29 protein-coding genes are annotated in these 23,588 nt (G+C 70.8%); 9 read left to right on the forward strand and 20 right to left on the reverse strand.

Annotation, left to right across the window (positions count from 1 at the left end; all coding sequences use genetic code 11):
• Nucleotides 1-5 precede the first annotated feature (5 nt).
• The 4 genes from ABZU43_RS25740 to ABZU43_RS25755 all read right to left on the reverse strand — a co-directional run bounded on the left by ABZU43_RS25740 (nt 6) and on the right by ABZU43_RS25755 (nt 4,994).
• A complete protein-coding gene (locus tag ABZU43_RS25740; RefSeq protein ID WP_355009035.1) occupies nt 6-1,307 on the reverse strand; it encodes an NAD(P)/FAD-dependent oxidoreductase in 1,302 nt (433 codons plus the stop codon).
• Nucleotides 1,308-1,413: 106 nt separating this feature from the next.
• Entirely contained in the window at nt 1,414-3,567 is a 2,154-nt protein-coding gene (locus ABZU43_RS25745; RefSeq protein ID WP_355009036.1) for a glycogen debranching N-terminal domain-containing protein, read from the reverse strand.
• A gap of 106 nt (nt 3,568-3,673) precedes the next feature.
• Entirely contained in the window at nt 3,674-4,201 is a 528-nt protein-coding gene (locus tag ABZU43_RS25750; RefSeq protein WP_355009037.1) for a GNAT family protein, read from the reverse strand.
• 70 nt (nt 4,202-4,271) lie between these two features.
• Complete coding sequence (locus ABZU43_RS25755) at nt 4,272-4,994, reverse strand: VOC family protein (protein WP_355009139.1); 723 nt, start codon at nt 4,992-4,994, stop codon at nt 4,272-4,274.
• A 135-nt stretch (nt 4,995-5,129) separates the two neighbouring features.
• Between ABZU43_RS25755 and ABZU43_RS25760 the strand changes: the two genes are divergently transcribed.
• Complete coding sequence (locus ABZU43_RS25760) at nt 5,130-5,537, forward strand: pyridoxamine 5'-phosphate oxidase family protein (protein WP_355009038.1); 408 nt, start codon at nt 5,130-5,132, stop codon at nt 5,535-5,537.
• Nucleotides 5,538-5,560: 23 nt separating this feature from the next.
• Nucleotides 5,561-5,725, forward strand: coding sequence for a hypothetical protein (locus ABZU43_RS25765; RefSeq protein WP_355009039.1), 165 nt, complete (start codon nt 5,561-5,563; stop codon nt 5,723-5,725).
• On the opposite strand, the gene ABZU43_RS25770 is transcribed toward ABZU43_RS25765, so the two are convergent.
• From ABZU43_RS25770 to ABZU43_RS25795, 6 genes are all read right to left on the reverse strand, one after another.
• Nucleotides 5,719-6,135, reverse strand: coding sequence for a hypothetical protein (locus tag ABZU43_RS25770; protein WP_355009040.1), 417 nt, complete (start codon nt 6,133-6,135; stop codon nt 5,719-5,721). The genes ABZU43_RS25765 and ABZU43_RS25770 overlap by 7 nt on opposite strands.
• Before the next feature lie 34 nt (nt 6,136-6,169).
• Nucleotides 6,170-6,463, reverse strand: coding sequence for a DUF6510 family protein (locus ABZU43_RS25775; RefSeq protein ID WP_355009041.1), 294 nt, complete (start codon nt 6,461-6,463; stop codon nt 6,170-6,172).
• Nucleotides 6,464-6,497: 34 nt separating this feature from the next.
• The gene (locus ABZU43_RS25780) at nt 6,498-7,262 is read right to left on the reverse strand and encodes a ferredoxin reductase (RefSeq protein WP_355009140.1); all 765 of its coding nucleotides are present in this window, start codon (nt 7,260-7,262) and stop codon (nt 6,498-6,500) included.
• Between the two features lie 7 nt (nt 7,263-7,269).
• Nucleotides 7,270-7,869 (reverse strand): sulfite oxidase-like oxidoreductase, encoded by a 600-nt coding sequence (locus tag ABZU43_RS25785; RefSeq protein WP_355009042.1) that lies wholly within the window; start codon nt 7,867-7,869, stop codon nt 7,270-7,272.
• Nucleotides 7,870-7,943: 74 nt separating this feature from the next.
• On the reverse strand, nt 7,944-8,969 hold the full coding sequence (locus ABZU43_RS25790) for a TerC/Alx family metal homeostasis membrane protein (protein WP_355009043.1): 1,026 nt from the start codon (nt 8,967-8,969) through the stop codon (nt 7,944-7,946).
• Nucleotides 8,970-9,186: 217 nt separating this feature from the next.
• Entirely contained in the window at nt 9,187-9,597 is a 411-nt protein-coding gene (locus ABZU43_RS25795; protein WP_355009044.1) for a DUF2267 domain-containing protein, read from the reverse strand.
• A 155-nt stretch (nt 9,598-9,752) separates the two neighbouring features.
• On the opposite strand from ABZU43_RS25795, the gene ABZU43_RS25800 reads away from it, so the two are divergent.
• Together ABZU43_RS25800 and ABZU43_RS25805 are read left to right on the forward strand one after the other, a co-directional pair.
• Nucleotides 9,753-10,025, forward strand: a complete 273-nt coding sequence (locus ABZU43_RS25800; protein WP_184186396.1) for a DUF2795 domain-containing protein — start codon at nt 9,753-9,755, stop codon at nt 10,023-10,025.
• 42 nt (nt 10,026-10,067) lie between these two features.
• Complete coding sequence (locus ABZU43_RS25805; RefSeq protein ID WP_355009045.1) at nt 10,068-10,733, forward strand: DUF1345 domain-containing protein; 666 nt, start codon at nt 10,068-10,070, stop codon at nt 10,731-10,733.
• Between the two features lie 437 nt (nt 10,734-11,170).
• Here the strand turns inward: ABZU43_RS25805 and ABZU43_RS25810 are convergent, their stop codons facing one another.
• The 4 genes from ABZU43_RS25810 to ABZU43_RS25825 all read right to left on the reverse strand — a co-directional run bounded on the left by ABZU43_RS25810 (nt 11,171) and on the right by ABZU43_RS25825 (nt 14,256).
• Nucleotides 11,171-12,145 (reverse strand): pirin family protein, encoded by a 975-nt coding sequence (locus ABZU43_RS25810; RefSeq protein WP_355009046.1) that lies wholly within the window; start codon nt 12,143-12,145, stop codon nt 11,171-11,173.
• 112 nt (nt 12,146-12,257) lie between these two features.
• Entirely contained in the window at nt 12,258-12,401 is a 144-nt protein-coding gene (locus ABZU43_RS25815) for a hypothetical protein (protein WP_355009047.1), read from the reverse strand.
• Between the two features lie 515 nt (nt 12,402-12,916).
• Nucleotides 12,917-13,501, reverse strand: coding sequence for a hypothetical protein (locus ABZU43_RS25820; RefSeq protein ID WP_355009048.1), 585 nt, complete (start codon nt 13,499-13,501; stop codon nt 12,917-12,919).
• A 440-nt stretch (nt 13,502-13,941) separates the two neighbouring features.
• Nucleotides 13,942-14,256, reverse strand: a complete 315-nt coding sequence (locus ABZU43_RS25825; protein ID WP_355009049.1) for a MazG-like family protein — start codon at nt 14,254-14,256, stop codon at nt 13,942-13,944.
• A 189-nt stretch (nt 14,257-14,445) separates the two neighbouring features.
• On the opposite strand from ABZU43_RS25825, the gene ABZU43_RS25830 reads away from it, so the two are divergent.
• Nucleotides 14,446-15,816, forward strand: a complete 1,371-nt coding sequence (locus ABZU43_RS25830; protein WP_355009050.1) for a hypothetical protein — start codon at nt 14,446-14,448, stop codon at nt 15,814-15,816.
• 61 nt (nt 15,817-15,877) lie between these two features.
• On the opposite strand, the gene ABZU43_RS25835 is transcribed toward ABZU43_RS25830, so the two are convergent.
• Both ABZU43_RS25835 and ABZU43_RS25840 read right to left on the reverse strand, forming a co-directional pair.
• Nucleotides 15,878-16,591 carry a hypothetical protein gene (locus tag ABZU43_RS25835; RefSeq protein ID WP_355009051.1) on the reverse strand — a complete coding sequence of 238 codons (714 nt, stop codon included), beginning with the start codon at nt 16,589-16,591 and terminating at the stop codon, nt 15,878-15,880.
• Between the two features lie 462 nt (nt 16,592-17,053).
• Entirely contained in the window at nt 17,054-17,512 is a 459-nt protein-coding gene (locus tag ABZU43_RS25840) for a VOC family protein (protein ID WP_355009052.1), read from the reverse strand.
• Between the two features lie 57 nt (nt 17,513-17,569).
• Here ABZU43_RS25840 and tsaA point away from each other — a divergent pair, with 57 nt between their 5' ends.
• Nucleotides 17,570-17,998, forward strand: a complete 429-nt coding sequence (gene tsaA / locus ABZU43_RS25845) for a tRNA (N6-threonylcarbamoyladenosine(37)-N6)-methyltransferase TrmO (RefSeq protein ID WP_355009053.1) — start codon at nt 17,570-17,572, stop codon at nt 17,996-17,998.
• Nucleotides 17,999-18,035: 37 nt separating this feature from the next.
• On the opposite strand, the gene ABZU43_RS25850 is transcribed toward tsaA, so the two are convergent.
• Complete coding sequence (locus ABZU43_RS25850; RefSeq protein ID WP_355009054.1) at nt 18,036-18,665, reverse strand: MBL fold metallo-hydrolase; 630 nt, start codon at nt 18,663-18,665, stop codon at nt 18,036-18,038.
• Nucleotides 18,662-19,750 carry an S-(hydroxymethyl)mycothiol dehydrogenase gene (locus tag ABZU43_RS25855; RefSeq protein WP_203117359.1) on the reverse strand — a complete coding sequence of 363 codons (1,089 nt, stop codon included), beginning with the start codon at nt 19,748-19,750 and terminating at the stop codon, nt 18,662-18,664. The genes ABZU43_RS25850 and ABZU43_RS25855 overlap by 4 nt, the downstream gene beginning before the upstream one ends.
• Before the next feature lie 184 nt (nt 19,751-19,934).
• Between ABZU43_RS25855 and ABZU43_RS25860 the strand changes: the two genes are divergently transcribed.
• Complete coding sequence (locus ABZU43_RS25860; protein WP_355009055.1) at nt 19,935-20,354, forward strand: hypothetical protein; 420 nt, start codon at nt 19,935-19,937, stop codon at nt 20,352-20,354.
• 26 nt (nt 20,355-20,380) lie between these two features.
• Nucleotides 20,381-21,553, forward strand: a complete 1,173-nt coding sequence (locus ABZU43_RS25865) for a low temperature requirement protein A (protein ID WP_355009056.1) — start codon at nt 20,381-20,383, stop codon at nt 21,551-21,553.
• Between the two features lie 40 nt (nt 21,554-21,593).
• On the opposite strand, the gene ABZU43_RS25870 is transcribed toward ABZU43_RS25865, so the two are convergent.
• Both ABZU43_RS25870 and ABZU43_RS25875 read right to left on the reverse strand, forming a co-directional pair.
• Nucleotides 21,594-22,052: a hypothetical protein gene (locus tag ABZU43_RS25870; RefSeq protein ID WP_355009057.1), complete on the reverse strand. Its 459-nt coding sequence runs from the start codon at nt 22,050-22,052 to the stop codon at nt 21,594-21,596.
• Nucleotides 22,052-22,531 (reverse strand): hypothetical protein, encoded by a 480-nt coding sequence (locus ABZU43_RS25875; RefSeq protein WP_355009058.1) that lies wholly within the window; start codon nt 22,529-22,531, stop codon nt 22,052-22,054. The genes ABZU43_RS25870 and ABZU43_RS25875 overlap by 1 nt, the downstream gene beginning before the upstream one ends.
• A gap of 44 nt (nt 22,532-22,575) precedes the next feature.
• Here ABZU43_RS25875 and ABZU43_RS25880 point away from each other — a divergent pair, with 44 nt between their 5' ends.
• On the forward strand, nt 22,576-23,553 hold the full coding sequence (locus ABZU43_RS25880) for a WYL domain-containing protein (protein WP_355009059.1): 978 nt from the start codon (nt 22,576-22,578) through the stop codon (nt 23,551-23,553).
• The last annotated feature ends 35 nt before the right edge of the window (nt 23,554-23,588 follow it).

Genomic DNA, 23,588 nt, shown 5'->3' on the forward strand with positions numbered 1-23,588 from the left:
CCCGCTCAGCGGGACCGGGACGCCACCTCGGGAGACGTGCTCTCCAGCGGCACCGCGTTCGCCGGCACCAGCCCCAACTGGACCGCAGAGCGGGTCAACGCGGCGTCCAACGCCCAGTCCGCGCTGACCCGCGTGCGGTTTCCCGGCATCGCCATCAGGTGGTACGCCCGGGTGACCGCCTTGGCCGGCAGACCGGCCAGGTTGACCTGCAACGGGTTCGCCGCCGCGTCCTTGCCACCCAGGTCGACGACCCAGCCGAGGTCGTGGTGCTTGTACGGCTTGCGGCGGCCGAACCCGTACGACGCGGCGATGTTGTGCGCCGCGCGCTTGCCCTGCCGCTGCGCGTGCTGAGCGGTCATCCCGCAGACCTTGCCCGGGTTGACCAGGTCGGGCACCGCGGCGGCGTCGCCGATGGCGTACACCTCCGGATAGCCGGGGACGTTGAGGAACTCGTCGGTGACCAGCCGACCCCGGTCGGTCCGCAGGCCCAGCTCGTTGACGAACGGGTCGGGGCGCACCCCCACACACCACACCAGGGTGCAGGTCGGCACGTACTCACCGTCGGTGAGCTTCACCCCGTCGCAGGTCGCCTCGGCCACCGAGGTGCCCATCCGCACGTCCACCCCACGCCGGTTGAGCACCTTGTGCGAGGTGTCCGACATCCGCTTGTCCAACTCCGGCAGCACCCGGGACGCCACGTCGAGCAGCATCCAGCGGGGCCGGACGGTGAGCCGGGGCCGTTGCGCGTGCAACGCGTCGGTGAACAGCTGCCCGTGCGCCGCGACCTCGGTGCCGGTGTAACCCGCTCCGACCACCACGAACGTGGAGCGGGCCTGCTGCTCGGCAGGGTCCTCGGCCTGCTCGGCCAGTTCGACCTGCCGGACGATGTGATCATGCAGGTAGACGGCCTCGGGCAGGCCACGGAAACCGTGTGCGTACTCGGTCACCCCGGGGATGGGCAGCAGCTTGTTGACGCTGCCCACCGCGAGCACCAGCCGGTCGTACGCCAGCCGGTTCTGCTCCCCCTCGGCCTGGGTGAAGCCGACCCAGCGGTTCTGCAGGTCCACGTGGTCCGCCTCGCCGACCACCACCCGTACGCCCTTGAGCGTCCCGGTCAGCGGCACGGCGATCCGTCTGGGTTCGACCACCCCGGCCGCCACCTCGGGCAGCAGCGGCAGGTAGAGGAAGTAGTCGGTGGAGTTCAGCACCACGATCTCGGCCCGGTCCCGGGCGATCCGGCTCAACGTCTTCGCCGCGTGGTAACCGGCGAACCCGGCCCCCACGATCACCACACGAGGTTTCGTCATTGCGGGCCGTTTCCCGTCGAAGCCCGCGACAAACGTCCGGCCTGCCAGCCGCGCTCAGCCGTCCTCCTCGCCAGCCGCGCTCAGCCGTCCTCCTTGCCAGCCGCGCTCAGCTCGGCTGGAGCCGGATGTGGCCGCTGCGACCGATCGCCTCGACCTCCCACTGTTGGCCGAACGCCCGGACCCGCTCGGCGACGATCCGGCCCAGTTCCTCCGGGACGTCCGGATCGAGGACCAGCCGGCCCTCGACCGGATTGATGCCGAGCATGGCGCGGATCAGGGCCAGCGGCGTGCCGGCCGCCCACGCCTGCGGGCTGCACGCGGTCGGGTACGGCACGGCGAACAGCAGCCGCTCCCGGTCGAAACCGCTGAGCGCCTCCGGTAACCGGTAGCCGAACTGCTCGGCGGCCTCGATCATCGCCAGGCTGATCCGGTTCGACTCGGCCCGGTAGCCGTACCGGGCCAGGCCGAGCGCGGCGATCGAGTTGTCGTGCGGCCAGACCGTGCCGAGGTGATAGCCGAGGGCGTTGTAGGGCCGTTCCTCCCGGGACAGGGTGCGGATGCCCCAACCGGAGAACATGTCTGGTGACATGAGTTGTCGCACCACCGCGTCGGCCCGCTCCGGTGGCACGATCCCGCTCCACAGCAGGTGACCCATGTTCGAGGTCTTGGAGTCGACGCGGTTCTTGTCGCCGTCCAGGGCGACCGCGTAGAAGCCGCCCCGTTCCTCGATCCAGAAGTCCTGGTTGAACCGCTCGTGCAGGGTGTTGGCCTCGTCGCGCAGCCGGCGAGCCAACACGGGGTTGTCCAACGGCCCGTCGAACAACTCGGCCAGCCGCATCTTGGCGTCGTAGGTGTAGCCCTGGAGGTCGCTGGTGGCCAGCGGAAGTACGGGGATTCGGCCGTCGCCGAAGCACACCCCGTCCGGGGAGTCCCGCCAGCACTGGTTGCCCAGCCCTTCGGGCGAGCGGGTCGCGTACTCGACGTAGCCGTCGCCGTCCCGGTCGCCGTACTCGTCGATCCAGCGCAACGCGGCCATCGCGTTGTCCCGCAGGTGCCGGACAGTTTCGTCGTCGCCGGTCCAGCGCCAGTACTCAGAGAGCAGGATCAGCCAGAGTTGGGTGGCATCGGCGCTGCCGTAGTACGGCCCGAACGGCTTCTCGCCACTGCGGGTCAACTCGCCGCTGCGCACCTCGTGCAGGATCTTTCCGGGCTCTTCGTCGGTAAAGTCGTCGCACGTCTCACCCTGTAGCCGGGCCAGGGCGAGCAAGGCCCCCTTCGCCAGCGCGGGTCCGGCGACCAGCGTCTGATACGCGGTGATCAGGGTGTCCCGGCCGAAGACGGCGAGAAACCAGGGCAGGCCGGCACCGGGCAGCATGATCCGCTGGCCCTTGACCTCCAGGTCGAGCCGCAGTGCCGCCAGGTCGTTGCGGGACTGCCGCACGGTGCGCTCCAACGCCGCGTTGTCACTGCGCAGCTCCGCCCGGTCCTCAACCCACCGGCGCAGCGGGTCGTCGGCCCGACCGTGGATGACGTCGGCGATGTCGCCCCGGACCGGCTCGACCACCCCCATACCGGACGGCAGTGGCACGTCCAGGTCGACGTGCCACTCCTCGCGAGGGCCCAGCTCCAGCTCCCAGACCAGGTCATCACCCTCGATGCGGTCAGCGGGCTTCGCGCAGCACACCCGGGTCTGCGCGGAGAAGTCACCGCGCTGGTAGGAGAAGCACAGCTCGGACCCGTCGGCGGCGTGGTTCCGGCTGATCTCGGCGGAGCGGTCCCGGACCCTCGACTTGACCTCGAACAGGTCGGCGAAGTCGGCGGCGACGGCCAGCCGCAGCTCCACCCGGACCGGCTCCAGTCGGTAGGAGACTAGTTCCACGCGTTCGTGAAGCCCGTCGCCGACGTAGCGCAGGCGCCGCAGGCCCAGGGTGTTCGGCGGCAGCCCGGGCAGTTCCGGGTTGGTGAGCACGTACTGCGCCGAATAGTGTTCGATGGTCTTGGCGCGCAGCACCAGCAGCGCACTACCGTTGACGGTCAGGCTCCAGCCGCTGATCAGGCGGGTGTCCAGGTGGACGAGCCCACCGATGCTGCCCGTCGGTACGTCTCCGCACGCGTTGGAGTACAGGAACGTCGGTCCGCTGAGTACCGCGAGCGAGTCGGGGCCCAACTCGGGCGGGATGGCGCGCTGGTCGGCGCTGTCCGCGTCCGCGACGGACAGACCGGGCATGGGGTTGGTAGGGGTCGCGCGAACGGCAGCCATGAAACCCACCGTAGGAAGAAGGGTACGGATCGTCATCACCCGGTCCGGGTGAAAGGCCCGATGCTGACCCCCTGACTCGTCGGTCCGGCACGGCCGGGCCGACCACTCAGGTGGGGGTTGGTGCGGTGATCGCCCAACGCTCGTGGTCGCGCCAGGCGCCGTCGATGAACAGGTAGTCCGGCGAGAAACCCTCCAACCGGAAACCCAGCTTGCGGGCCACCCGCCGCGACGGCTCGTTGCCCGGTTGGATGTTCGCCTCCAGCCGGTGCAACCCGGCCGAGGTGAACGCGTGGTCGATCACCAGGGCGACGCCCGCCGAGGCGTGACCGGTCCCGCTGTACGGCAGGAACGCCGCGTACCCCAGGTAGCCACCGCGCAGCGCGCCGAGAACGATCCCGCTGATGTTCACGTAGCCGGCGATCTCGCCGCTGGCCCGGTCACAGATCAGGTAGCCGGCGCTGTCGCGGCGACGGATCCGGCGCAGATAGAGCTCGTACTCCTCCGGGCTGGCCGGCGCGGCCAACCAGGGATGGTGCAGGTCCCGACTGCGCAGCACGGCGGCGACGAACTCGTCCGAGTCGGTGGGCCGGGGTCGCCGGATCGCGGCGGCACCACCGGTACGCAGGTATCTCACGGCGGACCACTCTGACCGACCGGCGCCGCTGTTGTCCAACCGGCTGCCGCGTGACCGGGGCGTTTACGGGCTAACGGGACGTCCGCAGGCTGAACTCCTGACCATCGGGGTCAGCCAGCACCAGCCGGCCTGTCCCATCCTGGTCGGCGTCGACCCGGGTGGCCCCGAGCGACAGCAGACGGTCGACCTCGACCTGCCAGTCGACGCCAACACCCGGCGCGAGGTCGAAACGCACCCGGTCCCTGCCCCCGTTCGGCATGTACGGCGGACCACCCCAGGAGATCTTCGTGCCACCGTGCGGCGACTGGATCGCCGTCTCCTCGTCCTGGTCCCAGACGAGCGGCCAGCCCAGCGCGGCACTCCAGAAGTAGCCGACCTTCTGCGAACCGTCGCAGGCCAGCGCACCAACGAAGCCGCAGCCGTCGAGGAAGTTGTTGCCCGGCCCGATCACGTCGAACTCGTTGCCCTCGGGATCGGCGAGCACCACATGATCGATCTCCGGGCCCTGCCCGATGTCGGCGTGCCGCGCGCCCAGCTCCAACGCCCGGGCCACCGTCTGCCGCTGGTCCTCCAGCGAACTGCTGGTCAGATCGAAGTGCATCCGGTTCTGGACGACCTTCGGCTGGTCAGACGGCACGAAGCGCAGCCGGAGCTCGGGGTCGGCCCCCGGCAGGACCAGGACGCCGTCGCGCGGATCCTCCACCATGTCCCGACCAAGAAGCCCGGACCAGAACCGACCGAGGCGTACGGGCTGGGCTGCGTCATAGGTGATCGCGAACAGGTGAGCCGTCATCGCGCGGGTCATCTCCGATCCGACCGGATGCCATACGGTCCTTGGGGCGCAAAGCCTAGGGACGAGCCGGGCCAGCCGCATCCGAGTATTCGACGGCCACCGCCGGCACAGGCAGGCTCGTGATCCACTTGCCCGATGAACCGAACCCCCTCGCCCCCTTCAGCCGACGTCGAGGAACGACTGTCACGGGAGCTGAACATCTGGCTGTGCACGGTCCGACGCGACGGGTCCCCGCACCTCACGCCCGTCTGGTTCGTCTACCTCTCCGCGACGTTCTGGGTCGGTTGCGGGAGCCGCAGCGTCAAGGCCCGCAATGTCCTGGCCGACCCACGGGTGTCCCTGGCTCTGGAAAGCGGCAACGCTCCGGTGGTGGCGGAGGGCGCCGCCCACCTGCACCGAAGTGGATTCCCGGGCACGGTCGTCGAGGCGTTCGCGGGCAAGTACGACGGCTGGGCCGTCGGCCGGCAGGTCGGCCCGGACGGCGAGCGGGTACTGCTGGAGATTCCCGTCCGGCGGTGGCTGCTCGCGGGCACCGCCCAGTGAGTCGTCGATGAGAGAATCGGCCGGTGGAGAACGAGCTGACGACGGCCCTGGCCGGCGTACGGGAGGCGTTCGCCAGGTATCCGCGCCGCGCGGCGACCCGCGACCGTCTGCTCCGCGCGTGGGAACGTGACTACGACTCGCCGTGGGCCGACGACCTCGCCCGTGCCTACGACCTCCTCCGCTACTGAACGGTCGCTCGTCGCGCGAACCACGGCGCCAGCCAGGGACTGAGCGCGACGAGACCGACGGCGAGGGCGGTGATGACGGCCTGCCCGATCCGGCCCGGGGTGACACCGGTCGCCGGGTCCAGCACGTAGTTGGCGTACCCGTTCGCGGCCGCGTCGGTCACCAGCACCGCGCAGCCCAGCACGAGCCCCTGCACCCGGCGAGCGGCCAACAGCAGTGCCGCCAACGGATCCCACAGCGTCAGGGACGTGAAGTAGAACGTCAGCCACCCGGGCAGTGCGAGCTGCGGCCCGAACTGGGGCAGGACCAACTGCACCACGTGCACAGCGGTGCCGTAGGCGAAGACCAGCACGGCGACAGCCACCACGCACCGGACCGCGAGCGGCACACCACGCCATCGACCGGTGCTCATCCGGCCATCCTGCCTCAGCCGGGCGAGCGTTCCGTCAGAGCGGGCCGGGGAACGTCTGTTCCATCGGCATCGGCACCTGGAGGAAGGTGGTGCCGCGCATGTCCAGCCAGGCACGGTCCGGCCCGCGCACCAGGCGCACCATCACCTCCTCGCAGGAGGGGCAGCGGGCGACGAGGCCCGGGGCGTTCGAGTAGACGTGCAGGCTGGCCATCGAACCGGTCGTCCCGCAGTTCTCACAGCGGCCCATCGCGCTGCTCAGGTCGACGGTGAACAGCTCACGCATCGGGCCGTCGAGCATGTTGCCGTCCAGGTACGACATCTCGGTCATCGAATCTCCTCGACACTGCGTGAGTGAGCGGTGGTCAGCCGGTGGGGCCGAACCGTTCGGTCTTGACCCGACGCGACGGGTGACCCAGCCCCACCAGCAGGTCGGCCACGGTCTCCACGAACGCGGTCGGGCCACAGACGTAGGTGAGTGGTTCCAGGTCCGGTGGCCACCCGTGCGTGTTGACGTCGGCCAGCCCGATCCGGTGCGGCTCGCCGCGCCAACCCTCGGGCGCCTCCCGGGTGTAGACGTACGCGACGTCGAGGCCGAAGTCGTCGCGGACCCGGCGGCGCAGCTCGTCGGCGTAGATCACGTCACCCGGGGTGCGCACCGAGTAGATCAGCCGGAACGGCGCCTTGCTGCCCACCGCCCGCCGCGCCCGGATCATCGCCATCAGCGGCACGACGCCGGAGCCGCCGGCGACCAGTTGCACCGGCGCGGTCTCCTCGGGTCGCCAGATGAACCAGCCGCCGAGCGGTCCGCGGACCTCGATCGGGTCGCCGTTCCCAAAGACATCGATGAGGTACGGCGACACCTCGCCGTCGTGCACCCGCTGCACTGTCACCTCGATGCGCGGTCCTCCCGGCCCGTCCACGGCCGGCCCGGCGATCGAGTACGACCGTGCCGCCTGGTAACCGTCCGGAGCGGTGAGCCGCAGGTCGACGTGCTGCCCCGGCAGGTGCCCCGGCCAGTCCGGCACCTCCAGCACCAGGGTCTGCGCGGACGGTGTCTCCACCCGGCGCTCCACCAGCCGGCCCACCTGCCAACGGTTGGGGGTCCGGCGCTGGGTGCTCGTCGCCACCGCGCGCTCAGTCACCCTGGTACCGCTGTTCGCGCCACGGGTCGCCGTAGTCGTGGTACCCGGCGGTCTCCCAGAACCCTGGCTCGTCCATCGTCTTGAGTCGGAGGCCGCGCACCCACTTGGCGGACTTCCAGAAGTACAGGTGCGGCACCAGCAGTCGCGCCGGCCCGCCGTGCTCAGCGGGCAGCGGGGCGCCGTCGAAGGTGTGCACCACCCAGGCCTGACCGCCGCGCAGGTCGTCGAGCGGCAGGTTGGTGGTGTACCCGCCGTAGGAGTGCGCCAGCGCGAAGTGCGCCCCCGTGTCCACGCCGGCGAGCAGCGTGTCCAGTGAGACGCCCTTCCAGTTGGTGCCGAGCTTGGACCAGCGCGTGACGCAGTGGATGTCGACAGTCGGCGTCTCCTGCGGCAGGGCCATCAACTCCTGCCACGACCACCGGTGGTCGCTGCCGTTCTCGGCGGAGATGACGAACTCCCAGGTGTCCAGTGACACCCGGGGCGTCGGACCGGCCGAGAGCACCGGAAAGTCCTCGGTCAGATACTGACCGGGTGGCAGGGCCGGCTCCTGCGTTCGGGGCCGACCCTGAAAGCCCGGTGACACGATTCCCATTGCACAGTCGTACCACCCACGCCGGTGGGGCGGGAGCTTTCCCGCGTACCCCGTCGTGAGCCGGCGCGGCGCGGTCAGTGCCGCTCCGCGACGACCTCGCGGTCCTCGGGCAGGTCGCCACCCCGGGTGGCGCGCAGGCTGGTCATCGTGACCACCACCAGCACACCGATGATCACGCCGAGCGAGGCCAGGGTGGGGATCTGCGGCACGCTGTCCCAGATGCCGTGCGCCCAGTGCAGACCCAGCTTGAGGCCGATGAACGCCAGGATGATGGCCAGGCCGTAGCTGAGGTGCACCAGCCGGCTCAGCGCCGCGTGCAGGACGAAGTAGAGCGCCCGCAGACCGAGCAGGGCGAACGCGTTGGTGGCGAACACCAGGTACGGGTCCTCGGTGATGCCGTAGACGGCCGGCACCGAGTCGACAGCGAAGACGATGTCGGTGGCCAGGACCGCGACCACCACGAGGGCGAACGGCGTGAGTGCGCGCTTCGCGCCCTGCCGGACGGTCATCTTGGTGCCGTGGTAGTCGTCGACCACCGGCATGACCTTGCGCAGCAGCTTCACCGAACGCATCTTGTTGATGTCGACCTCCTGCTGATGCCCGGACATGGCATCGCGCAGCAGCTTCACCGCGGTGGCGATCAGGATGATCGCGAAGAGCAGGAAGGCGAAGTCGAGGGTCTGCAACGCCGCCGCGCCGAGGGCGATGAAGACGGCCCGCAGCACCAGCGCACCGGCGATGCCGTAGAGCAGCACCCGCTGGGCGAGCACCGCCGGCACCGCGAACGCCGCCAGCAGCAACATGAAGACGAAGAGGTTGTCGACCGAGAGCGACTTCTCCACCAGGTAACCGGTCAGGTATTCGACGCCCTGCTGGGAGCCGAAGCGGGCCCAGATCCAGGCGCCGAACGCCAGCGGCAGCGCTATGTAGAACGCCGACCAGCCGATGGCCTCCCGCATGGACACCTCGTGCGGGCGGCGGGTGACCAGGAAGTCCAGCACCAACAGCAGGAGGACCCCGATGATGGTGACCGCCCACAGCGTGGGAGTGCCCACCGACGACAGGTCACTGGCGGCGGACAGATACGACACATGATCCATGTTGGGTCTCCTCGAACACCGTCATGTTCGAGGTCTCCTTCACCCACCACCTGGTGGGCAACCACCCGAGGCGCGCCGGGCGCGCCGTACTGACCGGAATGGTTCGTAGGAAGTACTCCCCTCGCACGACAAGGTTAGGCCAGGTGGAATCGCGACGCCAAGCGGGACATCGATGGTTGCCCTGGTAAACCGCTGTGTACGCCCGGTACGAGCACTGTCAACCGCGGCGAAGCGTCGCCCCCGGGGCCATCGCCTGCTCGACCAGGCCCCGATAGTCACGCGGGAGTTGCGTCGCCACGTCGTCGAACTCACCGCCGGTGATCGCCTCCCGCAGTGTGGTGAAGACCGCCCGACTGGCGTCCCGGGCGGCCGGCTCGTCCACCCCGGCGCGCAGAGCGACCCGGGCGACGAACTCGGCCGCACCGAACCGGTCAGCCTGCTCGGTACTAGGGCTCGGCTTGAGCACCAGTTGCAACGGCTGCGGCAGCTGAGCGGCCAGGTCCAGATTCTCACCGCCGGTCAACCGCTCAGCGAACGTCTCCAACACGGCCCGGGTCAGCTCGACCGCCCGCTCGGACGACGTCGTGGTGCGCTGGGAAACCTGGTCGATGAAGGTGTCGTAGTTCATCGCGTACTCCCTTGGCTCGCGTCGGCGCCTGCGGGTACCCGCAGGCGCCGAGGAGAAACGGCACCGGGTTTCCTGCGCCGGGCGGGCGTGACCGGCCGGCGGGCGGGTAACCGCCGCCGGTCGTCACCACATCGATGCCCGAGGGAGCCCACGCCATGGCGAGCTACGCCGACGTCCTGCAGTACCTGTCGAGCCTGGACTACCCGGCCGAGAAGAACGACGTGGTCCGCGAGGCCGAGCGGGAGGGTGCCCCGCCGGACGTGCTGAAGGCGCTGCGCGCCCTGCCGCCGGTCGACTACGCCAACGGGACCGAGGTGGCCCGGTCGGCCGGGATCGAGGCCGCGCCCGAGGTCGGCCCCGCCCAGCGGGCCGAGCAGGCCCGGGACAAGAAGCACAACCGGGTCTCGCAGCACCTGCGCGGCATCTGACCCGGCGGTGACGCCCACCACCCCGACCCGGGAGCGTCCCGAATGACCCAGACCGGCCCCGACCGGCCAGCCGACGTGCGTTTCCCGGCTGCGAAGCAGCTCGCCGTCGTGGCGGTGGCCGGCGTCGTCGCCGGCTGCGTCTTCGCGCTGCTGCTTCCCCTGCCGCTCGCCGCGCTGGCCGGCTGGGACGTGGGCGCGCTGAGCTGGCTCGTGCTGGTCTGGCACAAAATCTGGCCGATGGACGCCCTGCGGACCGCCCAGCTGGCCGTCCACGAGGACCCGAACCGGGCGATCCGGGACGCCCTGTTGCTCGTCGCCTGCCTGGCCAGCCTGCTGGCCGTCGGGTTGGTCGTGGCCAGCGCGCAGAGCGCGCCCCCCGGGCCGACCCGGGAGCTGCACAGCGGCCTGGGCGTCCTCAGCGTGGTGCTCTCCTGGTTCGTGGTCCACACCGTGTTCGCCGCCCGGTACGCCCGGATCTACTACACCGGCCCGGACGGCGGGGTGAACTTCAACCAGCCCGAGCCGCCGTGCTACTCCGACTTCGCGTACGTCGCGTTCACCGTCGGGACGACGTTCCAGATCTCGGACACCAACCTGACCAGCAACGAGATGCGTCGTACGGTGCTGCGCCACTCGATGGTGTCGTACCTGTTCGGCGCGTTCATCATCGCCGTGACGGTGAACCTGCTGGCGGGTCTGGCGGGATGACGGCTGGTGACGCTCCGGGCCGCTCAGTCCCCCGGGAGCGCGACACGGGGCGGGGCCGACCGAAGAGCCCGGGACAGGCGGGCGCCCCTGGTCACGAACCGCGACCCAGGGCGCCACGCAAGCCTGCCCAGGCGGTGAACCGCATCCGAACCGGTCGCGGTCACCAGGCGGTGGAGGCTCGCTCGAACCGAGCGGCCAGCACTGCCGGGTCCAACCATACGGCAGAACATCCTCCGTTTGGTCAGAATTTGGGGAAGTGTGGGCCAGGGCACGTCACGGCCGACCGGTCACCTACGGCGCGCCCGGCCCGGCGCGGCCCGGCGCGGCCCGGCCCGGCGCGGCGCGGCCCGGCGATCTTGCAGTTTCTGTCGCGACAAAAGCCCGCAGATTCCGCATTCCGGGGACCAAAACTGCAAGATCGACGAGATGCGGGGGCGTCAGCCGTGCAGGCCACCCGTGCGGTCGCGGGCCTTCAGGCGGGTCGTGGGCAGGGCGGGCGCCGGCAGCGGCGGCGCCGAGTCGTCGGCGACCACACCGAAGCGCCCGTCACCGGCCATCCAGTCTTCCCGGGCGGCGGCGATCTCCTCGTGGGACCGACCCACGAAGTTCCACCACATCACCAACGGCTCCTCGAACGGCGTACCGCCCAGCAGCAGCAACCGGGCCCCGGCCCCGCCCCGCACCGTCAGCTCCCGGCGGCCCGAGCCCAGATACAGCAGCGCCCCCGGCTCGAACCCGACCCCGGCCGCCTCCGCGGACCCGGACATTGCCAGCACGGCGTACTCGAAATCGGGCCGCAACGCCATCGTCGCCGGCGCCTCACCGCTCAACTCCAGCTGCACCCCCACCAACGGGGTGTGCACCACCGCCGGTGACCGCTCCCCGGCGAACTCGCCGACCAGCACCGTGCCGTCCAGATCGCCGTCCCGCCAGCGCGGCAGGTCGGCGTGGTGCGCGAAGTCGGCCGCTCCGGCCCGCGCCGGATCCGGCAGAGCCACCCAGAGCTGCACACCGTGCATCACCGGCGGATGGGTGGCCGGCGAGCGCTCGGAGTGGGCGATACCGTTCCCGGAGGTCATCACATTCAGTTGGCCGGGCACGATCGGCTGCACGTTGCCGAGGCTGTCCCGGTGCAGAATCTCGCCGTCGAGCAGCCAGGTCACCGTCTGCAGCCCGGTGTGCGGGTGCGGCGGCACCTCCATACCGGGCCGCTGCGCCACATCGTCCGGGCCGAAATGATCCACGAAACACCACGCGCCGACCATCCGGCGCGCGCGCTGCGGAAGCAGCCGCCGCACTGTGGTGTACCGGCCCAACGGCACGTCGTGGCCGGGCAACAACACACTGCCGGGATCAACGTCGGCCACGCCAGGCGGTCGGGTCTGCGCCAGCATTGATTCAGTACGCTCCACCGCCCGACTGTACGCGCACGCCGGCTCGCGACCGCGGCGCTTCCAGCCAGGGCGAGCGCGGTTCACCAGCCCGTGGTTGGCTGGCCCGGCGTGCGCTGGCCCGGGCCTTGGTTCACCGGTTGCTGGAGGAGACCAGCACGCTGTTGGCACCGGCGACCAGGTCCAGGTACAGGCGCTCCGGCGACCGGTCCCAACCCGGCGTACCCAGCACCGAGCCCGCGGCCACCCCGTCCCAGCGGTCGTCGCGTACCACCACCGAGCCGGCTCCGGCTCCCGCCCGAACCGTACCGGAGTCTCCCCCGGGATCCGGACGTCGAGCTGGCTGGTCCCACCGGTGAGCCGTACGGTCAGGATGCTGGCGGGCTGGTCGGAACGCGGGCCGGTCGGGTTACCGGGACCGCCGGCGGTGATCGGCGGCAGGAGAATCTCGGTACGGCTGGAGCCTCCGGCGATTTCCACGCCCAGCAGACGGGCCCGGGTCAGGTCCAACACCTGACTGCTCACCCCGCCAACGAGGTGGACACGCCAGGCGACCCGCTCGTTGAGCAACACCCGCACCGCCCGTGGCCCGCGCGTACCGGACTCCACGAGGTCGAGCCGCACGGTCTCCCCCCGCACCGCCGGTCGGCCCGCCACACCCGAGCCGGCCGGGGCACTGATCCGGTACAGGTCGTCGTCCGCCTGGCGGCAGCAGAAAGGCCGCTGGCCGGCACCCCGGTTGCGGGTGCCGGCCAGCGGCCGATGCTGTCGTGCTGTGTGCCGCGACGCGGGTCAGCTGTTCCAGTACTGGCCGACCAGGTCGGCGGCCTGCTGCTCCCACTGGGCGTAGGCGTCCGGGTAAGCCGACACCTGCACGGTCTGCGCGGCGTCGGTCAGCGCCATGTCCTGCCACCCGTCAACCTGCTTCAGACCCTTCAGGAACGCCGTCGTCGAGTACTCAGGATCGGTGATCTGCTCCGGCGTACCCCAACCACTGGACGGACGCTGCTGGAACAGGCCCAGCGAGTCGTGATCGTTCATGTCGCCCAGGTGGCCCAGGTTCTCCAGCTTCGACTCCTGCAGGCTCGTCGCGATCGAGATGACCGCGGCCCGCTCCGGCAGACCGGCCTTCTTCGTGGCGGCGATGATCGCCTTCACGTTGGCGGTCTGCTCGTCGTCGAGGGTGATCCGGGACTGGTCGCCCTGGGTGCCGTGCGGGATCAACTTGCTGGTGTCGGGCTTGTCGGCCTGCACCGCAACCGCGACGGGCTTGGCGTCGACGGGGTTGGCCACGTGCGCGATGGGGCCGGCGAAGACACCACCGGCGAACGCGAGACCAGCAACGGACAGGACGCTCTTACGCATGATCGTGTTCATGGGGGTAGCTCCTTCGGGGGTAGGACACCCGCACCGCCAAAGGGGAACGGCAGTTACGGGTGTGAGCACCTCGTCCGGCGCTGCACAAACAAAGGGGAAAGTCTGAGGGGGTGACGCCACCTGATCGGGCGTCGGAGTCGGCGACCTGCCGAGCGGGGGCTCGTGGCGCCGGGTCCATGTGTAACGACCGGGTGGAGGCTGTCATTCCGACCTGCGTGACCAGCCCGCAGGGGCCGGGCGGCGGGTCGGTGGTGCTGCGATCGTCAGAGTGTGTAACGGCCCCGGCCCGGCCATGATTCCGGCCCGGGAGTGCACCCGGCCACACCCCAGAAACGGACACAACGCCCACACGGCACCGGGCCTGCGGCGTCGGAGCACCGGTCAACCACGTGATCCACTCGGGCTCACGGAAGTCGGGGCATCCCGGACGTCAGGGCGGTTTACTGCCCCGTCAGGCGGGAGCGCACCTTTGTGGCGCAGGCGTCCAGAGCCGTCTGCGCGTCCAGCCCGAGGCTTTCGATGGCCACCAGCGCGGTGAAGGCGACGTCAGCCAACTCCGCCGCGACGTCCTCGCGGGTGTGGGTGACACCCTTGCGCGGATTCTGCCCGAGCAACCCGATCCAGGCAGCCGAAGCCTCCCCCGCCTCCTCGGTGAGCTTGAGGATGCGGCAGGTCAGTTCGGTCTGCCCGGTGCCGTTCGCCGCGTCAAGCCAGCCGCGTGACGCTCTGGCCGCCTCCCAGATCGACTCGTCCACGGCGACCAGTCAACCCGATCGGCCCACCGGCCTGAACGACCGGGTAGGGCTGGATCGTCGTGTTGACCGGCGGATCAGCGCACCCATTGACACTGGTCGACGGCGGTTCTAGGTTCAGGACGCTACCGACCGGTAGGCAACCGTCCCGCTGGTCGCCCCCGGGCGACAACCGCCCGATGGGGAGCATCGATGCTGTCCACACCCGTTCGTCACCTCCGCCGTCTGCTCGCCGCCGCCGCGACGCTGACCCTCGCATTCGGGTTGGCCGGTGCGGCGCCGGCCAGCGCCACCGGTCGCGACGCGAGGGGCGGAGAGCCACTGCCCGGCTACACCATCGAGAATCCGGCGTTGGCGCCGCTGGTGGTGGGCGGCCGGCCGACGACGGTACGCCAGGGCGTGCACCGCCACGCCGGGTACATCATCGAGGTCCCCGCCCGGTGGAACGGCGACCTGGTGTTGTGGGCGCACGGCTACCGCGGCCAGGGCACTGTGCTCTCGCCGGAACCGCCAGCCTTCGGGCTGCGCCAGCGCCTGCTGGAGCAGGGGTACGCGTGGGCGTCGTCCTCGTACGACCGGAACGGCTTCGACATCCGCTCCGGGGTGCTGGGGACGAAGGATCTCGCCGACCACTTCGGGCAGACGGTCCGCCGACCGCAGCACACCTACGTCGCCGGGGTGTCGATGGGTGGGTACGTCATCGGTCGTTCACTGGAGCAGTACCCCGGCTTCTACGACGGCGCGTTGCCGATGTGCGGTGTGCTCGGTGATCAGACGCTGCTCGACTTCTACCTGGACTACAACCTGGTCGCGCAGACACTTTCCGGGGTGCCGGCGTATCCCACGCCGGCCGACTATCTGACCAACGCGGTGCCCCGCATCCAGGTGGCGCTCGGTCTGGCCGGGCTGACCCCCACCGGGCCGGACACCACAACGGACCGGGGCAAGCAGCTGCGGGCGATCACGGTGAACCGTTCCGGCGGGCCGCGTCCCGGCGCCGACGCGGCGTTCGCGGTCTGGAAGGACTTCCTCTTCTCGATCAGCGTGCCCACCGGGAGCGGCAACTCCCCCGCCCAGCGGCCCGGCCAGCTGTCCACCAACCTGCTCACCCGCTACACCCCGAACAGCCCGGTGAACGTCAACGCGACGGTGCAGCGGGTCGCCCCGGAGAACCTGCGGCAGCGGCTGCTGCCGACGCTGACCGAGGTGCCGCGCATCGCCGGCCGCCCGACCGCGCCGGTACTCAGCCTGCACGGTCTCGGTGACCTGTTCGTACCGTTCAGCATGGAGCAGGCGTACGCCACCGACGTGGCGCGCAACGGTCGCAGCAGGCTGGTGGTTCAACGGGCTATCCGGGCGACGCAGCACTGTGAGTTCACCCCGGCGGAGGCCGGCACCGCCTGGGACGACCTGGTCTCCTGGGTACGCACCGGCAAGCGCCCGGCCGGCGACACCGTGACCGACCCGGCGGTGGTGGCCCGACCCGACTACGGCTGCCGGTTCAGCGACCGGGACGCGTACGCGGCCGGGGTCGGCACCCGCCGCCTCTACCCGGCCTGCTGAGCGGACACACAGAACCGGCCGGCTCCCGTCGAAGGGAGCCGGCCGGCCTCGTGTGCGGGTGTCACCACATCTGCTGGACGATGTCCGCCGCCTGCTCCTCCCACTGCGCGTACGCGTAGGGGAAGGCGGAGACCTGCACGGTCTGCGCGGCGGCGGTCAGCGGCAGGTCCTGCCAGCCGCCGACGTTCTTGAGTGCGGTGAAGAACGCCGTGGCGGCGTACTCCGGGTCGGTGATCTGGTCGGGCGTGCCCCAACCGGACGACGGACGCTGCTGGAACAGGCCCTGCGAATCGTGGTCGTTGTACGCGCCGAGGTGGCCGAGGTTGTACAGCTTCGACTCCTGCAACGAGGTGGCGACGCCGATCACCGCGCCCCGGTCACCGACGCCGGTCTTCTTGGCGGCGTCGACGATGGCCCGGGCGTTGGCCAACTGCGCGTCGTCGAGCGGTACGCGCGACTGTGCGCCCTCGATGCCGTGCGGGATCAGTTGGGCTCGGCTCGGCTTGCCGGCCGGCGGCTTGCCGGTCGCGGAGCCGGTGGTGAGGCCCGACTCGACGGGCTGGTCGTCCTGGCGGGCCGTGGTGGCGGCCTTTCCGGTGGCGCGGTCGATGGCGGCGACGGCACCCTGGTGCGGTCCGGAGGTGACCGGTGCGGCGACCGCGGTCGGCGCGAGGGCCAGACCACCGAGAGCAGCCACACCCGCCACGCTCAGCGCGGTCTTGCGGTACGAGTCCTTAGCGATGGCGGGGAGCCATCGAGTGAAGTCGACCTTCACGATGGTTGCCCTTTCGATCGTGCGGAGCGCTCCGGGGTGAACACTCCTCGGGAGATGACCGCGGAAAAGGGTTTGGGCTCCGGCGGTACGGGGGACACAACCGGGTTCACGTGTCGGGCATTCCGGAATTGCCCGAACCCCGGCTGGCTGCGGCCCTGGTCACGCGCAGAGTCGGACACCGGGGCCCCGCCGGCATCAGACCGGACGGCCGTGACACAGGGTGTTTTCGGAGCGCGAGAGCGATGTGCGAACGTCAGCCTTTGCTCTGCTTACCTATACGCACCGGTCACGTTTCGTGACCACGAGGACGGACCGCGGTAGCTGGCGAAAAGGGCGTATGCGCAGCTGACGCGACGTGGTGCAGATAGGTAAGCAGAGCAAAGGGCCGTGCGGGATGTTGGGGAGGCAGGCAGCTGGCGGTTTTTCGCTACGGTGAGTGAGCGTCGAGGCCAGCACGGTGGGTCAGGCAGCGGGCCCCGCATCGCGCGTCCCGACGCCCTCGTTCGGCCCGAGGAGTTCCTGGAAGATGGTGATCTGAAGCCCGGCGGGCGCGTCGAGGCGGGAATTGAGTGACTGCCACGGCGTACGCGTCGGCGGCGCGATCTCGCCCGCCCCGGCGGCCACCAGTCGGGCGGTCGTCGCCTCCGTGTCGTCCACCTCGAAGGCCACCCGGATGCGCGGCGCGACCTGCCGGCCCACCTCAACCTCGTCGATCAGGCGTTTCTGCGCCGGGTTGGCGATCTCCAGCGTGGCGCGGCCGGCGTCCAGGATCACCACCCGCGCATCCCCCTCGCCGCTGAACGCCGCCTCCTCCGGCAGGCCCAGCGCGTCGCGGAAGAACGCGACGGCGGCCTCGTGGTCGGCGGCCTCCACCACGAGGCGCAACTGACGGACGGCGGGGACGGGCGAGTCGGCGGCCATGAGCGGGATCCTAGCGTCGCGGTCGGGTTAGGTTGGAACGTCCAGGAGGGAGCGCCGATGGTCCAGGCAGCGAGTGACGATGGCTACCTGCTGCACCCGGTCGGCCGGGTCGCCTCGCCGCTGACCGACGCGGGGAGCGCTCCACGGCAGGGCGACGAGGGCGCGCCGACGGCGTGGCTGGTCTTCGACCCACAGATCGAGCGGGCCGTGCGTGACCTGCGGGTCGGCACGGAGCTGCTGGTGCTGACCTGGCTGGACCGTGCCCGGCGCGACGTGCTCGCTGTGCATCCACGCGGCGACGCGAACCGTCCGGAGACCGGGGTGTTCAGCACCCGCTCATCGCACCGGCCCAACCCGATCGGCCTGCACCGGGTGCGGGTCCTGACGGTGGACGGGTTGCGCGTCGAGGTGGCCGACCTGGAGGCCCTCGACGGCACCCCGATCCTGGACGTCAAACCGGTGCTGAGCGCGGCCGACGAACGCTGAGCCCGTCGACCGCGCCCAGCAGGCCGGTGTGCTGGGCTCAGTGGCCGCGGTCCAGCCACTCCTGCAGGTGCGGTGCCTCCGCGCCGATCGTCGTGTCGTCGCCGTGGCCGGTGTGCACGACCGTCTCCGCGGGAAGTGTCAGCAGACGGGTGCGGATCGACCGGACGATGGTGTCGAAGTCGCTGTACGAGCGGCCCGTCGCGCCGGGACCACCGGCGAAGAGCGTGTCGCCGGTGAACACCGCGCCCAACTCCGGCACGTGGAAGCTGCACGCCCCGGGGCTGTGCCCGGGGGTGTGCAGCACCTGCAGCGTGGTACCGCCCACCTTGATGATCTGCCCGTCGTGCACTTCGCCGTTGGGCGGCAGGTGCGGGTGGACCATGTCCCAGAGGACCCGGTCGGCGGCGTGCAGCAGCACCGGCGCGCCGGTGGCCTCGGCCAGCTCGGGCGCCACCCGTACGTGATCGTCGTGGGCGTGGGTGGCCAGGATCGCCCGGACCTGCCGGTCGCCCACCAGGGCGAGGATCGCGGCCACGTCGTGGGGCGCGTCCAGGACGACGCACTCGCGGTCGTCACCGATCACCCAGACGTTGTTGTCCACGTCGAAGGTCTGCCCGTCGAGGGAGAACGTGCCCGAGGTGACCGCGTGGTCGACGCGGGCGGTCACGGGAACACCACCACCGAGCGGAGCACGTCGCCGTGGTGCATCCGGTCGAAGGCATTCTCGACCTGGTCGAGCGCGATCTCCTCGGTGACGAACGCGTCCAGGTCGAGCCGGCCCTGCAGGTACAGCTCGGTGAGCATCGGGAAGTCCCGGCTGGGCAGGCAGTCGCCGTACCAGCTGGACTTCAGCGCCCCGCCGCGCCCGAAGACGTCCAGCAACGGCAGCTCGATCTGCATCTGCGGGGTCGGTACGCCGACCAGCACGACGGTGCCGGCCAGGTCGCGGGCGTAGAACGCCTGCTTCCACGTCTCCGGTCGGCCCACCGCGTCGATCACCACGTCGGCGCCGAAGCCACCGGTGGCGGCACGGATCGCCTCGACCGGGTCGGTCTCGGACGCGTTCACTGTGTGCGTGGCGCCGAACTTGCGGGCCCAGTCGAGCTTGCGGCTGTCGGTGTCCACAGCGACGATCGTGGTGGCGCCGGCGAGGACCGCACCGGCGACCGCCGCGTCCCCGACGCCGCCGCAGCCGATCACCGCGACCGAGTCGCCCCTGGTGACGTTTCCGGTGTTCATCGCCGCACCCAGCCCGGCCATCACCCCGCAACCCAGCAGGCCCACGGCGGCGGGTCGGGCCGCGGGGTCGACCTTGGTGCACTGCCCGGCGTGCACCAGGGTCTTCTCGGCGAACGCCCCGATGCCGAGAGCCGGTGCGAGTTCGGTGCCGTCGGTGAGGGTCATCCGCTGGGTGGCGTTGTGGGTGTTGAAGCAGTACCAGGGGCGCCCGCGACGGCAGGCGCGGCAGACCCCGCAGACCGCGCGCCAGTTGAGGACGACGAAGTCACCCGGGGCGACGTCGGTGACGCCCTCGCCGACCTGCTCGACGATGCCCGCCGCCTCGTGACCGAGCAGGAACGGGTAGTCGTCGTTGATGCCACCCTCGCGGTAGTGCAGATCAGTGTGGCAAACCCCGCACGACTGAATCCGGACGATCGCCTCACCGGGCCCGGGATCGGGCACCACGATGGTGGTGACCTCGACCGGTGCGCCCTTGCTGCGGGAGATGACTCCCCGGACTTCCTGGCTCACTGCGCCTCCTGCTGGTGGTCTGCGGCGGGGCCGCGTGCCGGGTGGGCGGGTGTGCCACGGGCTCGGCGGTGGGCCCCTGGCGAACCTACCGCGACCACCACGGCCAGCCCAGCCGGCCCGGCGGGTTATCGCGGGCGGTGCGGGGTACGCGGGCCGCATTCGACCACGGCCAACGGGAGTGACAATGAAATTCGCGCACCTGCCGCTACGGGTCAGCATCGGCGCGTACTTCCTCAACTCGGGTCTGGGCAAGCGCACTCTGGAGGGGACCGCCGCAGAGGGCTTGCACGGGATGGCGGTCGCCGCCATGCCCCAGCTCGGTCAACTGGAGCCGGCGCGATTCGCCAAGCTGCTGTCGTACTCGGAGATCGCCCTGGGGGCCGCGCTGATCGCGCCGTTCGTCCCGGCGCCCCTGGCCGGGCTCGGTCTGACCGCGTTCGGCGCGGGCCTGGTACAGCTCTACCTGAAGACGCCGGGGATGCGCGAACCCGGCAGCATCCGCCCGACCCAGCAGGGCGCGGGGCTGGCCAAGGACGTCTGGCTGGTCGGCGCGGGGCTGACCCTGGTGTTGGAGGGGCTGACCCACGGCCGTCGGCGCGGCTGACCCGGCGGGCGGTCTGAGGAGTTTCGGTGACCCAGCCCCGGTCGGTGCGGCCGTTCTACCGGCCGATGCGGCCACGTCGTCGCGACGAGCCGCACCGCTCGGCCACGCCGCTGGAGCTCTTCTTCGACCTGTGTTTCGTGGTGGCGGTGTCGCAGGCCGCCGCCAACCTGCACCACGCCGTCTCCGAGGATCAGCTCGGCCACGCGCTGACCAGGTACCTGTTGGTCTTCTTCGCGATCTGGTGGTCGTGGATGAACTTCACCTGGTTCGCCTCGGCCTACGACACTGACGACGACCTCTACCGGATCGCGACGCTGGTGCAGATCGCCGGCGCGTTGATCATCGCCGCCGGCGTGCCTCGCGCGTTCAACGACGGCGATTTCAGCGTCATCACGTACGGCTACGTGGTGATGCGGATCGCGCTCGTCGTGCAGTGGTGCCGGGCCGCCGCCGGTGACCCGGCGCACCGCCCGGCGGCCCGGCGGTACGCGATCGGCGTCACCGTCGTCCAGATCGGCTGGCTGCTCCGACTGGCCCTGCCGCAGGCGTGGGGGACCGCGGCGTTGCTGCTGCTGGTCGTGGCCGACCTGCTGGTGCCGGCGGTGGCCGAGCGCCCGGGCATGACCCCCTGGCATCCGCGACACATCACCGAACGGTACGGGCTGTTCACCCTGATCGTGCTCGGTGACGTGGTGCTTGCCACGTCGGTGGCCATCCAGACCGGAGTGGACGCCGGTGACCGTCACCTCTGGTCGCTCGCGGCGGCGGCCGCCGTGATCGTGTTCGCCCTGTGGTGGCTCTACTTCGACCGGCCCATCGACGCGCCCGACCGTATGCCGTACACGCTGGTCTGGGGCTACGGCCACTACCTGATCTTCGCGGCGGTAGCCGCGGTCGGCGCGGGTCTGAGCGTGTCGGTGGACCACGAGCGGCACCTCGCGCACATCTCGGGAAGGGTCGCCGGGTACGCGGTGGCCGTCCCGATCGCCGTCTTCCTGCTCACGGTCTGGATGCTGCACGTGCGCCGCCAGCAGCACGGCGCGGTGGTCGTCGCCTTCCCGGTCGTCGCGCTGCTGGCACTGCTCGCACCGCTCGGTCCGGCCCCGGTGTACGCGATGGCGGCCCTGCTGGTCGTCCTCGTGGCGTTGACCATCCTGTTGCGCCGCCGCGACGTGGGCCCGAGCACGCCGGTGGCCTGACGTCGCTCAGGATCACCCACCGGACGTCAGCGCGAGACCACTAGTCCGATGCTCGGGTGAACTCCATGATCCAGTTGGTCTCCCAGGTCTGTTCGCCGTCGACCGAGAACGCCTGCTCCCACCGGGCGGTGGTCGCGCTGATGCCCGACCAGATGAACCGGCACCGGACCGGACGCCCCTCGTGCTGGTCGTCGGCGTAGAAGTGGCCGACCCCGTCGACGAAGCGGCCCACCATCGGCGGCAGCCCCAGCACCCCGGTGTCGCTGCTCGTCCAGTAGATCGACCACTCCTGCCGGGCCGGATCGAAGACCCGGATCGTGGCGCCGGCGGATCCCTTGGTCGGGAAGGTGATCTCGTCGAAGTGACCGCCGCCGGCGAAGAAGCCGTGCGCTACCGACACCCCGGGGAACTCCTCCCACTCGTCGGAGCCGACCAGCCGCTTGCGCAGCCGCCGGTTGACGACGTTCCAGGTGCCCACAAAGAAGTCGAAGTCGCCCATCAGCGGCCCACCGGCCCTTCCGCTCGCGTGTCACGCAGATATTCGGTCAGATTCGGACTCTCCGGCAGCAGCATGTGCCGGACCCAGGCGGCCCGCTCGTGTTCCAGAACCGCCAACTCCCAGACGCAGCCCACCGCCGGGCGGCGTAGGTGGACGAAGTGTGCCGGGTCGTCGTCGGGACAGTCCAGCGCCGGCTGCCCGGCCGCGGCGACACGGATCTCCAGCGCGTTGTCCCACACCCAGGTGTACGCCAGCAGATAGGCGCCGGTGTCCGCGCCCCGGTGCAGCACCACCCACCCGGCGGCCGGGGTGCCGTCGTCGACGACGTCGGCCAGCAGGTCGGGCAGCAGGTCGTACGCGGCCCTCTCCACCTCGGGTTCGATCGGCCGCTCCGGCTGGTCCATGTGGTAGCGCTTGAGTTGCCGGCCGCCGATCAGCACTGGCCCGGGCGTTCGTAGTTCCTTGTCGCGAAATGCCATGCCGGGACGGTAGGACGGGTCCCCTGACAACTAGTGTCAGTGAAGTGCGGGCCTCTCGACTTCTCTCCGTCCTGCTGCTGCTCCAGTCGCACGGGCGGTTGACCGCCGCGCAGCTCGCCGAGCGGTTGGCCGTCTCCCCCCGCACCATCTACCGGGACGTCGAGTCGCTGCACGCCGCCGGCATCCCGCTCTACGGCGAGGCCGGGCACGCCGGCGGCTACCAACTGGTCGACGGCTGGCGGACCCGACTGACCGGGCTGACCGCCGAGGAGGCCGACCGGCTGTTCCTCGCCGGTCTGCCCGGCCCCGCCGACGAGTTGGGCTACGGCGACGTGGTGGCGGCGCTGCAACTCAAGCTGCACGCCGCGCTCCCCGCGCCGCTGCGCGACCGGGCGACCCGACTGCAACAACGCTTCCACCTGGACACTCCCGGGTGGTACGCCGACGGCGACGCCTCCCCCGAGCTGGCCCGCACGGCCGAGGCGGTCTGGCGCCAGCACCGCGTCGAGGTGCGCTACCGCGGCTGGAACGGCGAGGTGACCCGGGTCCTGGAGCCGTACGGCCTGGTCCTCAAGGGCGGCCGTTGGTATGTGGTGGCCGACCAGCCCGGCCGGGGCGCGCCGGCGACCTACCGGGTCAACCAGATCCTCGCGTTGACCCCGCTGGCGCAGGAGTTCGACCGCCCGGACGACTTCGACCTGCCGTCCTGGTGGCGGGCGCACGTGGTGCAGTTCCGGGCCCGACTGCACCGCGACGAGGCCCACGTCCGGCTCTCCCCCGCCGGGCGGGAGCGGTTGCGCGAGATCGGCAGCGATCCGGTGGTGACAGCGATGGACACCAGCGCCGGGCCACCGGACGCGCGGGGGTGGGTGACAGCGGTGCTGCCCATCGAGTCGCTCACCCACGCCCACGGTGATTTGCTGCGCCTCGGTGCCGACGTCGAGGTACTGACCCCGGTGGCGCTGCGCGAACGGCTGGCCGCCACGGCGGCCGGGCTCGCCGCGCTCTACTCCCCCGCCTGAACAGCCCCGACCGTCTCCACAGTGGAAAGGTCGGG

Origin of the sequence: Micromonospora sp. NPDC005205 (assembly GCF_040608275.1) — a bacterium.
Lineage (GTDB): Bacteria > Actinomycetota > Actinomycetes > Mycobacteriales > Micromonosporaceae > Micromonospora.